Below are 12,268 nucleotides of genomic sequence, written 5' to 3' on the forward strand. Positions count from 1 at the left end.
CTCAGGCGTCGCCGAGGGTGAGGTCCTCGGCCGTCGTCCGCTCGCTGAGCACCGCGGTGTGGTCGGCCCGGCCGACGACGCGGCGAACGGCGAACAGGATGGCTGCGCCGACCGCGGCCGACACCGCCGCGGCCTCGTAGGGGGCGCCGACGCCGTACACCGCGAGGGCGGTGCCGACGGGTGCGCCGATGGCGCCGCCGAAGAAACGGAATCCGGAGTAGGCCGAGCTCGCGACGGCACGCGGCAGGGTCGTCGCCTCCATCGCCGCTTCGGTGAGGATCGTGTTCACCGCGCCGATCTCGACGCCGAGGAGCACGACGCAGACGACGAGCAGGGGACGCGAGCCTGCGCTGAGCGAGGCGGCGACGTGGGTTGCGGCGAAGGCGACGAGGAACCAGAACAGCACCCAGACGACCGAGTACCGCTTCGTCAGGCGCGGGGCGATGAGGACGCCGGCGATCGCGAGGCCGATGCCGAAGCCCATCATGACCAGGCCGATCCCGACGGCCGGTAGCTCGAGGGCGTAGGGCGTGTACGACAGTGTGACGAAGAAGCCGGCGTTGTAGAGGAAGGCGACGACGCTGATCGCGAGCAGCCCCTTGTCGGCGAAGGCGCGGAAGGGCGCGCCGATCGAGCTGCGCTGCGCGGCGTGCCCGGGGTCGCGGACGAGGGTGAGGAGGGCGACGACGCCGACGGCGAGGAGGGATGCGGTTCCCCAGAACGCCGCGAACCAGCCGATCTCGCCGAGCAGGCCACCCACGAGCGGGCCGACGGCCAGCCCGATGCCGAGTGCGGCCTCGTAGAAGATGACGGCGTGCTCGCTGCGTCCGCCGGAGGCCGAGACGATCGACGCGAGCGCGGTCGAGAGGAACAGCGCGTTGCCGAGGCCCCACACGGCGCGGCAGGCGATCAGGGCGCCGATGGTCGGAGACAGCGCGCAGCCGACGGCGGCGAGGGCGATGACGGAGAGCCCCAGGATCATGACGGCGCGCGTGCCGATACGTGTCGACAGCCAGCTCGTGAAGAACATCGCCGAGGCGGTCACGGCGAGGTAGCTCGTGAACAGGAACGACGTCTCGACGGGGGCGGCGTGCAGCGTGGCTGCGACCGTGGGCAGGATGGGGCCGACGAGCCCGATCCCCATGAACGCGATCATCGCGGCGAAAGCGATGGCCCAGACGGCGGGCGGCTGCGAGAGCAGGCGCGGAGCGGTGGTCTCGGGGGCGGTCGAGGTGGTTCCGGTGTCGAGGGCGGTCATTCGTCCAATTGTACACCGATGATTTACTAGTGAACTAAATAGGTGCGCACGGCTACAGTGGACCCGTGACCGAGCGCGCCGATCTGATCGACCGCATCCGCGCCGCCTGGGCGTCGTCGATGCCCGAGATGGACACGTCTCCCATCGATGTCTGGGGGAGGCTCAACCGCACGAGCGCGCTCGCGACCGCGCAGATCGAGCGCCTCCTCGCCGACAGCGGCGTCTCGCGCTCCGAGTTCGACGTCCTCTGCGCCCTGGCCCGCATGGACCGACCCCTGCGGGCGAGCGAGGTGACAGCCGAGACGATGCTCAGCGGGGCGGCGACGACGAAGCTCACGACGCGACTCGAGTCGGTCGGGCTGCTGCGCCGCGAGCGCTCCGACCGGGACGGCCGAGCCGTCCAGCTGTCGTTGACGGATGCCGGCCGTGCCGTCGTGGAACGCGAGATGCCCCGTGCCCTCGCTCACGACGAGCGGCTGCTCGACGGATTCTCGCCCGCCGATCGCGACGCCCTCGCGGGCCTCCTCGCGCGCCTCCTCGCCAACGCGCAGCGCGAGATCTGACCGAGGTCCTCAGCGGTCGAGCGACGCGAACCGCTCGATGTCGGAGTTCGTCCCCGACACGATGATGAGGTCGTGGTTGGTCACGACGGTCGTCGCTTCCGCGTACCGGAAGGGCTTGCCGGGGCTCTTCACGCCGACCACGGTCACGTTGTACTTGGAACGGACTCCGGACTCGTTCAGGCCGACGCCGCGGATGAAGCGCGGCGGGTACATCTTGGCCAGCACGAAGTCGTCGTCGAAGCGGATGAAGTCGAGCATCCGGCCGCTCACGAGGTGGGCGACGCGCTCGCCGGCCTCGCGCTCGGGGTAGATCACGTGGTTCGCGCCGACGCGGGCGAGGATCTTGCCGTGCGACTGCGAGACCGCCTTCGCCCAGATCTGCGGGACCTTGAGGTCGACGAGGTTCGCCGTGATGAGTACGGATGCCTCGATCGAGGACCCGACCGCGACCACGGCGACCTGGAAGTCCTGTGCGCCGATCTGCTTCAGCGCATCGATGTTGCGCGCGTCGGCCTGAACGGCGTGCGTGACGCGCTCCGACCACTTCTGCACGAGGTCGAGGCTGTCGTCGATCGCGAGGACATCACGATCGAGACGGTCGAGTTCGCCGGCGCACGCGGCGCCGAAGCGACCGAGTCCGATGACGAGGACGGGCGAATCGCTGCGCAACTGCTCAACCAACGATGGGCCTCTCCACGGGCAGCGCATAGTGCTGCGTTCGATTGGTCGCGGCCACCGCCGCGGCGAGTGTCACTGTACCAACGCGCCCCATGAACATCGTCAGGGCCATGACGAAGACGGCGGGGTCGGGGAGTTCCTGCGTCAGCCCCGTCGACAGGCCGACCGTCGCGAAGCCCGACACCACGTCGAAGAGCACCTCGTCGAGCGGCGCCTTCGTCAGGTGGGCGATGGTGATCGTCGACAGTGCGACGATCGTCGCGCCCCACGCGACGACCGAGAGGGCGACCCGCTGCACGTCGCTCGGGATGCGGCGTCCGAACGCCGAGACGCTCGGGCGGCCCTTCGCCTCGGACCACACCGCGAGTGCGAGGACGGCGAGCGTGGTGACCTTGATGCCGCCCGCCGTCGACGCGGATCCGCCGCCGACGAACATGAGCATCGACCCCACGACGAGCGAGGACTCGTGCATCTCGCCGATGTCGATGATCGAGAATCCGCCCGAGCGTGTCATGGCCGACAGGAACAGCGCCTGGAACGTCGTGTCCCAGGCATCCATCGTCCCGAAGGTCTTCGGATTGCCGTATTCCAGGATCACGAAGGCGACGGCGCCGGCGAAGAACAGGACGACCGTGGTGATCAGCGTCAGCTTGACGTGGATCGACCATTTGCGCAGGTGCCACTGGTGCTTCCAGAGTGCGTAGATGACCGGGAAGCCGATCGACCCGAGGAAGACCCCCGCCATGAGGACGGTGAGGAGCAGGTAGTTCTGGGCGAAGGGCGCGAGCCCCTCGGCGTTCGGCGCGAAACCGGTGTTCGTGAAGGCCATCGCCGCGTAGTACGGCGCTTCCCAGAGCGCGGTGACGGCGTCGACCCCGCTCGCCAGCAGCAGCGGGTAGAGGAGGATCGCGAGGGCGGCTTCGATGACGAGGGTCGAGAGCGCGACCGTGGCGAGCAGCTGACCGACCTCGCCCAGGCGCACGGCCTGGCCCTCGTTGACCGGGCCGCCGTGCGCGCGCATCGGGTTGCTGTCGCCCGCGGCGAGGAGCTTGGCCCGGAGTCCGAGTCGCTTGGAGATCACGAGGCCGAGGATCGAGGCGAGAGTCAGCACGCCGAGGGCGCCGACGTTGACGCCGATGAACACGACGACGTGACCGAGGGGCGACCAGTGGGTCGCCATGTCGACGGTCGAGAGGCCCGTGACGCAGATCGTCGACACCGCCGTGAACAGCGCGTCGGGGAGCGGGGTCACCCGGCCGTCCGAGGCCATGATCGGCAGCGAGAAGAGAGCGGTGAAGACGAGGATCAGCGCCGAGAAGACGAGGACGGCGAACCGGGACGGCGATGCCGTGGCCAGGTCGCGCATCGCGGAGGACGCGCGGCGATGCCACGCCGGTCCGCGCCGTCGGGCGCGCTCGTCGACGGATAAGCCCGTCATCCGCGCCCCTTCCTCGTTCGGATCGTTGTCATGGTACTCCCGCGCGCGGGCGGGCTAACCTAATGCCATGGCGGACATCTTCGACGTGATCGCCGACGGAACCCGTCGGGACATCCTGCAGTTGCTCCGCGAGCGCGGGGCGTCCGGGGGTAACGGGACGAGTGTCTCGCAGATCGTCACCGCGCTCGGCGTCAGCCAGCCGACCGTATCGAAGCACTTGAAGGTACTGCGCGAGGCATCCCTCGTCTCCGTCCGCGAGGACGGCCAGCACCGTTACTACAGCCTGTCGCCCGAGCCGCTCGACGCGGTCGACGATTGGCTCTTCCCGTTCTTCGCGGTCGTCGACGACGAATATGCCGCCGGCGCGACGCTGACGGAGGGAGCGGCGCACGCCGCCGAGGTCGTGGGGCGGGCCGCCGCGTCGGCCAAGCACGCGGTCACCAGCGTCTTCAACAAGCTGCCGGGTCGCTGACCCGCCTTCCGTCACACCGGTCACACAGGTTTACAGGCGTCCCAGCGAACCCCTAATGTGGAGGGACTCGCGGGGATGAAAAATTCAAAGGGGACACACATGTCGGACATCTCGGATGTGCGCTTTCTCACGGTCGCCGAGGTCGCAGACCTCATGCGCGTCTCGAAGATGACCGTCTATCGTCTGGTGCACTCCGGCGAACTCCCCGCTGTCCGCTTCGGTCGCAGCTACCGCGTCCCCGAGACGGCCGTCACCGCAGCGTTGCAACGTCCCATCGCCGACGTCGGCTAGACTGATCCGAGGCATTTTTCGTTCTGCCGTTCCCGGACGCCGATATCGGGCGTCCAGACCCCTACTTAGTGAGGTTTACCGTGGGTTCAGTCATCAAGAAGCGCCGCAAGCGCATGGCGAAGAAGAAGCACCGCAAGCTGCTTCGCAAGACTCGCCACCAGCGCCGCAACAAGAAGTAAGCGGCATTGCACACCAAGCGCCCCCGTCCGGTCAGCCGGTCGTCGGGGCGCTTCGTGTTGCGTCCGGGGCATCCATTCCCGGGTGAGAATGGATGCCGTGACCGCACTCACCCTCATCTCGAAACCCGACTGCCACCTCTGCGACGTCGCGCGCGAGATCGTCGACACCGTCGTCGCCGATCTCCCCGAGGGGCAGGTCGAGGTCCGGGAGCTGTCGATCGCCGACGACGCCGAGCTGTATTCGACGTGGTGGGAGAAGATCCCGGTGGTCCTCATCGACGGAGACCTGCACGCCCACTGGCGACTGTCTGCGGATCGCCTCCGTGCCGCCCTCGCCGAGAAGGACCGCGCATGATCCGGCACACGGTCATCTGGCGGATGGCCGCCGACGACGCCGAGACGAGAGCCGAGCACGCGGCCGAGGTCGCGCGCCTCCTCGAGGGCCTGGTCGGCGTCGTCCCCGTGATCCGCTCGCTGAGCGTCGGCGTGAACGTCGCCGTGCCCGAGAGCAACGCGGACGTCGCTCTCGTCATCGACCTCGATGACCTCGCCGCGCTGGATGCCTACCAGACGCACCCCGCTCACCAGCAGGTGGCCGGTTACATCCGCAGCGTCACCGGTGACCGCCTGGCGGTCGACTTCGAGGTCTGAGGCCGTTAGCGGGTCTGCCGAGGCGTCGCGACGACGGGAACCGGCCGGACGGCGATGCGGACCCGCTCGCCGAACTGGAGCCTCTCGTCGGGCGCATGCTGCAGGCGGACGAGCGACCCGTCGTCGGTGCGCACGAGCGAGCGGCGGATGCTGCCGAGGAACATGCTCTCCTCGACGACCGCCCCCACACCTGATCCGGCACCGACCAGATGAACGTGCTCGGGACGGAGCAGGACGTCGACCTCCCCGTCGGGGACGTCGCTCTGGAGCGGCACATCCGTCCCCCACACGGTGGCCGTGCCGCCCGCGGCGACGCCGGGCACCGAGCTCGACAGCCCGATGAACGCGGCCACGCGGGGTGTGGCGGGTCGGAGATAGAGCTCTTCGGGGGACCCGATCTGCTCGATGCGCCCGGCATCCATGACGGCGATGCGATCCGACACCGCGAGGGCCTCCTCCTGGTCGTGCGTCACGAAGATGGTCGTGGTGCCGAGGCGGAGCTGGATGCGCCGGATCTCGTCGCGCAGTTGGACGCGGACCTTGGCGTCGAGGGCCGACAGCGGCTCGTCGAGCAGGAGGACCCGGGGCTCGGTCACGAGCGCGCGAGCGAGCGCCACGCGCTGCTGCTGCCCGCCCGAGAGCTGGTGAGGGTAGCGGTCCGCGAGGTGGTCGAGGCCGACCAGCTCGAGCGCTTCACCGGCCCGGCGACGCGCAGCCCGGGCATCCACTCGGCGTTGGCGGAGCCCGAAGGCCACGTTGTCGCGCACGCGCAGGTGGGGGAAGAGCGAGTAGGCCTGGAACACCATGCCGATGTCGCGCTTGTTCGTCGGCGTCCGCGAGACGTCGGTTCCGCCGAACGAGACGGTTCCCGCCGTGGCGTCCTCGAGGCCGGAGATCACGCGCAGCGCGGTCGTCTTGCCGCACCCGGACGGCCCCAGGAGCGACACGAACTCGCCCGGTGCGATGTCGAGGTCGACGCCGTGCAGCACCCGGGTCGGACCGTAGTCCTTCACGATGCCGCGCAGCGCCACGCGGGTGCCGTCGCCGGCGGCGGCGAGCAGGCGGTTGTCCGCGGTCTGGGGCAGAGCGCGGGCAGCGGGTGTCACGTCGAGAGTCATGAGGTCTTCCTTCCGGCGCCGACGCGTCCCGCGCGGCCGATGATGAGCAGGAGCACGAAGGCGAAGGCGAGCGCCAGCAGGGTGAAGATCGCGGAGGCCCAGGCATCCTGCTTGTTGACGAGGACGAGTCCCGTCTGCAGCACCTGCCGGTTCAGCAGCGAGGCGATCGTGAACTCGCCGAGGACGACGGCGACCGTCATGAGGGATGCCGCCAGCAGCCCCTGCCGCAGGTTCGGCGCGATGACGCGGATCAGGACCGCCGGCCAGCTCGCGCCGAGCGTGCGCGCCGCCTCGGCGAGCGTCCGAAGGTCGACGGCGTCGATCGAGGCCTGGATCGACCGGTAGGCGAAGGGGAGGACGATGATGCCGTAGGCGAAGGCGAGACTCCACGTCCCGGTGCCGAACGTCCTGCCGATCGCGAGGTAGATGGGTGCCAGACCGACCACCAGGACGATGGCCGGGATGGTGATCGGCAGCAGGGCGAAGAACTCGAACACCCGTCGGAGAGCGGGGTAGCGCAGGGCGACGAGCACCATCGTGGGCGCGAGGACGACGAGGACGATCGCGACCGTCACCACCGCGAGGACGAGGGAGTTGACCAGGCCCGCCCAGACGGGGACGTAGGCCGCGGCTCGGGCAGGGTCGAACAGCGCGGTCCAGCGGTCGAGCGTCAGGCTGCCGTCGGCGGCGGTCAGGGTGAACAGCAGGGTCGCTGCGAACGGGACAGCGAACACCGCTCCTACGAGGATGCCGATGGTCCACCGTGTCGCCCGGGAGGGGGCGAGGGGCGAGCGGGTCATGCCTGCCACCTCGAGGCCCGCCGCTGGACCAGGTTGTAGACGACCATCGCCGCCGCGACGACCAGGATCATGCCGAGCGCGAGCGACCCCGCGAGGTTCTCGCGGCCGAGCACGGTCTCGCTCGTGAGCGCGGTGCGGATCTGCAGCGGCACGATCGACGAGCCCTGACTGGCGAGCGCGGCTGCCGTCGCGTAGGACGAGAACGCGTTCGTGAACAGCAGGAGGAAGCTCGCGAGGAACGAGGGGGCGAGGACGGGGAAGCCGACGTGTGCCCAGAAGCCGGCGCGCGTGCCGCCGAGGGTCATGTGCGCTTCGGCCCACTGAGGGCGGAGGGCGGCGAGGGCCGGCATGAACGTGAGGACCATGAGCGGCACCTGGAAGATGATGTACGCGGGGATGAGGCCCGGCAGTCCGTAGATCCAGGCGCCGTCCGCGAAGATGTCGATTCCCAGAGCGCCGGCGATCAGGCGGGTGATGACACCCTGCGTGCCGAGCGTCGCGACCATCACGAAGGCGAGCATGACGCCGCCGAACTGCGCGAGGACACCGGATGCCGCATCCACCGCGGCGCGGATCACTCCCGCCTCGGGCAGCCCCAGCAGAGCGAAGCAGACGAGCGATCCCACGATCGCGCCGATGGCCGCGGTGAGCAGCGAGACCCAGGTCGAGTTCCAGAACGTCTCGGTGATCACCGGATCGACGAGGGCGGTCAGGTTGTCCCACGTGAACGCCCCGGTGCCGTCCTGGAAGCCCGTGACGACGGCGAGGACGGTGGGGAGGAGGAGGAACAGGGCGAGGTAGGCGAGGAAGGGGACGAGGCCCAGCCATGACCATCCGATCCGCCGCGAGCGGGGGAGCGGGGAGCCCGTGACCGGGCTCCCCGCGGGGGCGACAGCGGTCACTGGACCGCGGCCGCCCATTCCTTGCCGAGGAGCGTGCCGGCCTCGGTCGACTGGTCCTCGGCGGGGACGACCGTGTCGGCGGGGGCCTTCGGGAGCTTCGCGGCGAGGTCGGCGTCGATCGTTCCGGCCTTCGTCATCGCCTCCATGCGGACGGGACGTGCCCCGCCCTTGAGCCAGAGGTTCTGCACCTCGTCGCTGTAGAGGAACTCCTCCCACAGCCGCGCGGCGGCGGGGTGGGGGGCGTCGGCGTTGATGGCCTGGTTGTAGTAGCCGGCATAGCCCACGCCGTCGAACACGACCGTCTTCCAGGTGGGGACGTCGGCGGAGTGCGCCGCGTTCAGGTAGTCCCAGTCGAAGACGACGGGCGTCTCACCGCTCGCGACGGTGGCGCTCGTGACGTCGAGCTTCAGCATGTTGCCGGCCTTGTCGAGCTTCGAGAAGAAGTCGATCCCCGGCTGGAAGTCATCGAGCGACCCGCCGGACTGCACGGTAGCGAGCCCGGCGGCGGCGAAGGCGGCACCGGCCTGCGTCGGGTCGCCGTTGATGGCGACCGAGCCGCGGAACTCCGAGCTCAGCAGGTCGCTGAGCTGCGTCGGCGCGGCGAACTTCGAGGAGTCGTACCCGACCGACATGTACCCGCCGTAGTCGCCGACGAACAGGCCCGTCGACTCTTTCAGCTCCGCAGGGATGTCGTCCCAGGTCTGGACCTTGTACGGCGCGAAGCGGTCGGTGTTCTGGAGGGCGACGGTCAGGCCCAGGTCGAACACGTCGGGCGCGGTGTCGAGGCCCTCGTTGGTCTTGGCCGCGGTGATCTCCTCGGCGCTCGAGAAGTCGGGCGACTGCTCGGTGACGGTGATCTCGGGGTAGCGCTTGGTGAACAGGTCGAGGATCTTGCCGTAGTTGGCCCAGTCGCGGGGGAGGGCGATGACGTTCAGGGCGCCCTCGGCCTTGGCCGCCGCCTCGAGCTTGTCGAAGCCGCCGAGGTCGCTGACGCTCTTCGCGGTCGCCGCGGCGGGCTTGGCGCCGGAGGCGTTCTCGGCGCCGGTGGCACCGGCGCAGCCGGCCAGGGACAGCGCGGCGATGGTGGTGAGGGCGAGCGTGACGGCTCGCCGCCGGGACATGCGGGACATGCGTTTCCTCTCGGGTGTTCCGGCGTCCGCGGATGCGGGGCGCCGGGGGGAACGAGGGGAAGCTACGTCCGGCCGATGACCCGAGGACTCCCGATGCGTGAACGGTCGGTGACGTTACGTCGACGGCTCCGCGTTGTCGTCCCGCAGGATCGGGATCGCGTTCGTGAAGGTGCTCGCGCGTCGCTCGGCCTCGGCGCTGCCCGTGAACAGTCCGTCACCGGTGGGCGTCGGGTCGGTGGGCGTCCGGGGTGCGGGGGCTGCGGCATCCGTCATCAGGACGCGCTGGACCGGCAGGGCCTGCGGCATCGATTCCTGCACCCACGCGACCATGGCCTCGCGGACGAGGCAGCGGAGGTCGAACAGAGTCGGCGCATCCTTCGCCGTGACGAGGATGCGGACGCGGACGTAGCCGGCGACGGCATCCGTCACCTGCAGGACCGACGTTCGTCCGTCCCACAAGTCGGTGCGCTCGAGGACCTGCCGCAGGTGCGCGCGCATGAGGGCGGGCGAGACGTTCCAGTCGAGGTCCATCTCGACGGCGCCGAGGAGCTCTGATCCCTTGCGAGTCCAGTTCTCGAAGGGGGTCGTCGTGAAGTACGTGCACGGCAGGACCAGGCGTCGGTCATCCCACAGGTCGAGGACGACGTAGCTCAGGGTGATCTCGCCGACTCGGCCCCACTCGCCGTCGGCGACCACGACGTCATCGACCCGGAGGGCGTCGCTGAAGACGATCTGCAGACCCGCGAACACGTTGGCGAGCACGGACTGCGCGGCGAGGCCCGCGACGATCGAGGCGATGCCCGCGGACGCGAGCACGCTCGCCCCGATCGCGCGGACCGAGTCGAACGTCAGGAGCACGGCGCCGATCCCGATGATGACGATGATCGCGATCGCCAGACGCCGGACGACGAGGGTCTGCGTGCGGATGCGGCGGGCCACCCGGTTGTCGGGCACGTCGATGCGGTACCGCCCGAGCGCCACGTCGGTGGCGACGACGACCAGCGAGGCCAGCAGCCACGCGCTCGCCGCGATGATGAGGATCGTCAGGATCTGGCCCAGGATGCCGCGCCACGTCTCGTCGGGGAATGCCACCCGGACGGCGACCCAGAGCGCGACCACGAGCAGCAGCAGCCGGAACGGAGCGCGGGACTGCCGGCTCAGAACCCCCGCCCATCGCCGGCGGCGCGCGACGACCGCCAGCACGATCGTCGCGATGACGGCGACGACGATCGCGACGCCGATCCCGACGACGGCCGCGATCCCGAAGTCCACCCATCCATCCCACATACCGCTGATCCTTCCGTCGGAGAGTCAGCCACCATACGACAACCGCCCGGCCGGAGCCGAGCGGTTGTCGAGAGTGCGGGGTGCCGTGTTACGGGGCGAGGCGCGTGGGTCCGCGGAAGAGGTACGTGACCTCGCGGATCGAGTCCTGGCCGAGCAGCAGCATCAGCACGCGGGCGAGGCCCATGCCGAAGCCGCCGTGCGGCGGCGCACCGAAGCGGAAGAAGTCGAGGTAGAAGTCGAGGTGCTCGGGGTCGAGACCCTTCTCTTTGGCCTGCTCGATCAGGACGTCGACGCGGTGCTCGCGCTGCGCACCGGTGGTGATCTCGACGCCGCTCATGAGCAGGTCGTACGACTTCGTCAGCCCGGTCTCCTCGTCGCGCATGTGATAGAACGCCCGGATCTCGGGGTGGTAATCGGTGATGAAGACGAACTGGTGACCGTAGGTCTCCTGCACGTGCGCCGCGATCTGACGCTCGCCCTCGGGGTCGAGGTCGCCGTCGGTGCGGGGGATCTCGTAGCCGCGCGCTGCGACGATCTCGCGCGCCTCGGCGAGCGGGATGCGCGGGAACGGCAGCTCCGGGACGACCACATCGATGTCGAACAGGGCCTTGATCTCGTCGCCGTGCTTGTCGGCGACGGCGCGGATAGCGGTCTGCAGGAGCTCCTCCTGCATGCGGGCGACGTCCTCGTGCGAGTCGATCCAGCTGATCTCGGCGTCGATCGAGGTGAACTCGGTCGCGTGGCGCGAGGTGAACGAGGGGTCGGCGCGGAAGGCGGGCGCGATCTCGAAGATCTTGCCGAAGCCGGCGACCTGGGCCATCTGCTTGAAGAACTGCGGGCTCTGCGCGAGGTAGGCCGTCTTGTCTTCGAAGTAGGGCACCTCGAAGAGCTCGGCGTTGGACTCCGACGGCGAGGCCATGAGCTTGGGGGAGTGGACCTCGATGTAGTCGCGCTCCACCCAGTAGGTGCGCATCGCGTGCTCAAGGGTCGTCTGGATGCGGAAGACGAGGTTGTTGCGACGCTGGCGCAGGTCGATGAAGCGCCAGTCCATGCGCTTGTCGAGGCCGGAGTCCGCCGCGATCGGCGTCTCGGGCAGAGCGGCGGCCGCGATGTCGAGCCCGCCGATCTTGATCTCGACGCCGCCGAGCTTGACCCGCTCGTCGTGCTTGAGCTCACCGGTCGCGGTGAGGAAGGTGCCGGTCGACAGGTTGGAGATGAGGTCCGTCAGCGCCAGGGCCGCGGCATCCTGCTCACTGCCGTCCTCGGCGGGGCGCGTCGCGGGATTGACGAGCTGCACGGCGCCCGTCTCATCGCGCAGGATGACGAACTGCACCTTCTTCTGGTCGCGGACGGTCTCGACCCATCCGGAGACCGAGACGGGGCCGTCTTCACGGGACTGCAGCTGCTGGACGAGGGTGCGTTCACTCACGAGGGTCGAGTCTACGCGGCGCCCAGGTTCCGAAACCTCCCGCCCCGTAGGCTGACCCGACGGGGGGCCCGG

15 protein-coding genes are annotated in these 12,268 nt (G+C 69.5%); 6 read left to right on the top strand and 9 right to left on the bottom strand.

What is annotated here, in order from left to right:
* Position 1: 1 nt before the first annotated feature.
* On the bottom strand, positions 2–1,258 hold the full coding sequence (locus Q9S78_RS04760) for an MFS transporter (RefSeq protein WP_311869151.1): 1,257 nt from the start codon (positions 1,256–1,258) through the stop codon (positions 2–4).
* 65 nt (positions 1,259–1,323) lie between these two features.
* On the opposite strand from Q9S78_RS04760, the gene Q9S78_RS04765 reads away from it, so the two are divergent.
* Complete coding sequence (locus tag Q9S78_RS04765) at positions 1,324–1,821, top strand: MarR family winged helix-turn-helix transcriptional regulator (RefSeq protein WP_018186839.1); 498 nt, start codon at positions 1,324–1,326, stop codon at positions 1,819–1,821.
* Positions 1,822–1,830: 9 nt separating this feature from the next.
* Here Q9S78_RS04765 and Q9S78_RS04770 read toward each other — a convergent pair whose 3' ends face one another.
* Together Q9S78_RS04770 and Q9S78_RS04775 are read right to left on the bottom strand one after the other, a co-directional pair.
* Positions 1,831–2,502, bottom strand: coding sequence for a potassium channel family protein (locus Q9S78_RS04770; protein ID WP_026302859.1), 672 nt, complete (start codon positions 2,500–2,502; stop codon positions 1,831–1,833).
* The gene (locus tag Q9S78_RS04775; RefSeq protein WP_020098035.1) at positions 2,495–3,937 is read right to left on the bottom strand and encodes a TrkH family potassium uptake protein; all 1,443 of its coding nucleotides are present in this window, start codon (positions 3,935–3,937) and stop codon (positions 2,495–2,497) included. Before Q9S78_RS04775 ends, Q9S78_RS04770 begins: the two co-directional genes overlap by 8 nt.
* A 67-nt stretch (positions 3,938–4,004) precedes the next feature.
* Between Q9S78_RS04775 and Q9S78_RS04780 the strand changes: the two genes are divergently transcribed.
* The 5 genes from Q9S78_RS04780 (at position 4,005) to Q9S78_RS04800 (ending at position 5,530) form a co-directional block, all read left to right on the top strand.
* Entirely contained in the window at positions 4,005–4,409 is a 405-nt protein-coding gene (locus Q9S78_RS04780) for an ArsR/SmtB family transcription factor (protein WP_311869155.1), read from the top strand.
* A 99-nt stretch (positions 4,410–4,508) separates the two neighbouring features.
* Positions 4,509–4,700, top strand: coding sequence for a helix-turn-helix domain-containing protein (locus tag Q9S78_RS04785; RefSeq protein ID WP_018186843.1), 192 nt, complete (start codon positions 4,509–4,511; stop codon positions 4,698–4,700).
* A gap of 80 nt (positions 4,701–4,780) precedes the next feature.
* A complete protein-coding gene (locus tag Q9S78_RS04790) occupies positions 4,781–4,879 on the top strand; it encodes a 30S ribosomal protein bS22 (protein ID WP_003792170.1) in 99 nt (32 codons plus the stop codon).
* A gap of 97 nt (positions 4,880–4,976) precedes the next feature.
* Complete coding sequence (locus Q9S78_RS04795) at positions 4,977–5,234, top strand: glutaredoxin family protein (protein WP_020098036.1); 258 nt, start codon at positions 4,977–4,979, stop codon at positions 5,232–5,234.
* A complete protein-coding gene (locus Q9S78_RS04800; RefSeq protein WP_020098037.1) occupies positions 5,231–5,530 on the top strand; it encodes a Dabb family protein in 300 nt (99 codons plus the stop codon). Before Q9S78_RS04795 ends, Q9S78_RS04800 begins: the two co-directional genes overlap by 4 nt.
* 5 nt (positions 5,531–5,535) lie before the next feature.
* Here Q9S78_RS04800 and Q9S78_RS04805 read toward each other — a convergent pair whose 3' ends face one another.
* The 6 genes from Q9S78_RS04805 to aspS form a co-directional block, all read right to left on the bottom strand.
* The gene (locus tag Q9S78_RS04805; protein ID WP_311869159.1) at positions 5,536–6,648 is read right to left on the bottom strand and encodes an ABC transporter ATP-binding protein; all 1,113 of its coding nucleotides are present in this window, start codon (positions 6,646–6,648) and stop codon (positions 5,536–5,538) included.
* Entirely contained in the window at positions 6,645–7,448 is an 804-nt protein-coding gene (locus Q9S78_RS04810) for an ABC transporter permease (protein WP_020098039.1), read from the bottom strand. Before Q9S78_RS04810 ends, Q9S78_RS04805 begins: the two co-directional genes overlap by 4 nt.
* Entirely contained in the window at positions 7,445–8,350 is a 906-nt protein-coding gene (locus Q9S78_RS04815) for an ABC transporter permease (protein ID WP_311859024.1), read from the bottom strand. Before Q9S78_RS04815 ends, Q9S78_RS04810 begins: the two co-directional genes overlap by 4 nt.
* Positions 8,347–9,480 (bottom strand): ABC transporter substrate-binding protein, encoded by a 1,134-nt coding sequence (locus Q9S78_RS04820; RefSeq protein WP_311869162.1) that lies wholly within the window; start codon positions 9,478–9,480, stop codon positions 8,347–8,349. Before Q9S78_RS04820 ends, Q9S78_RS04815 begins: the two co-directional genes overlap by 4 nt.
* 114 nt (positions 9,481–9,594) lie before the next feature.
* On the bottom strand, positions 9,595–10,767 hold the full coding sequence (locus tag Q9S78_RS04825; protein ID WP_311869164.1) for a mechanosensitive ion channel family protein: 1,173 nt from the start codon (positions 10,765–10,767) through the stop codon (positions 9,595–9,597).
* An 88-nt stretch (positions 10,768–10,855) separates the two neighbouring features.
* Entirely contained in the window at positions 10,856–12,196 is a 1,341-nt protein-coding gene (aspS, locus tag Q9S78_RS04830; protein WP_311869167.1) for an aspartate--tRNA(Asn) ligase, read from the bottom strand.
* Positions 12,197–12,268 lie beyond the last annotated feature (72 nt).

The organism is Microbacterium aquilitoris (assembly GCF_031932285.1).
Taxonomy (GTDB): domain Bacteria; phylum Actinomycetota; class Actinomycetes; order Actinomycetales; family Microbacteriaceae; genus Microbacterium; species Microbacterium aquilitoris.

What these genes read in the sequence shown, in the direction of transcription:
- Q9S78_RS04760 (WP_311869151.1), bottom strand. Translation starts at nt 1,258, where the DNA reads ATGACCGCCCTCGACACCGGAACCACCTCGACCGCCCCCGAGACCACC.
- Q9S78_RS04775 (WP_020098035.1), bottom strand. Translation starts at nt 3,937, where the DNA reads ATGACGGGCTTATCCGTCGACGAGCGCGCCCGACGGCGCGGACCGGCG.
- Q9S78_RS04780 (WP_311869155.1), top strand. Translation starts at nt 4,005, where the DNA reads ATGGCGGACATCTTCGACGTGATCGCCGACGGAACCCGTCGGGACATC.
- Q9S78_RS04785 (WP_018186843.1), top strand. Translation starts at nt 4,509, where the DNA reads ATGTCGGACATCTCGGATGTGCGCTTTCTCACGGTCGCCGAGGTCGCA.
- Q9S78_RS04800 (WP_020098037.1), top strand. Translation starts at nt 5,231, where the DNA reads ATGATCCGGCACACGGTCATCTGGCGGATGGCCGCCGACGACGCCGAG.
- Q9S78_RS04805 (WP_311869159.1), bottom strand. Translation starts at nt 6,648, where the DNA reads ATGACTCTCGACGTGACACCCGCTGCCCGCGCTCTGCCCCAGACCGCG.
- Q9S78_RS04810 (WP_020098039.1), bottom strand. Translation starts at nt 7,448, where the DNA reads ATGACCCGCTCGCCCCTCGCCCCCTCCCGGGCGACACGGTGGACCATC.
- Q9S78_RS04820 (WP_311869162.1), bottom strand. Translation starts at nt 9,480, where the DNA reads ATGTCCCGCATGTCCCGGCGGCGAGCCGTCACGCTCGCCCTCACCACC.
- Q9S78_RS04825 (WP_311869164.1), bottom strand. Translation starts at nt 10,767, where the DNA reads ATGTGGGATGGATGGGTGGACTTCGGGATCGCGGCCGTCGTCGGGATC.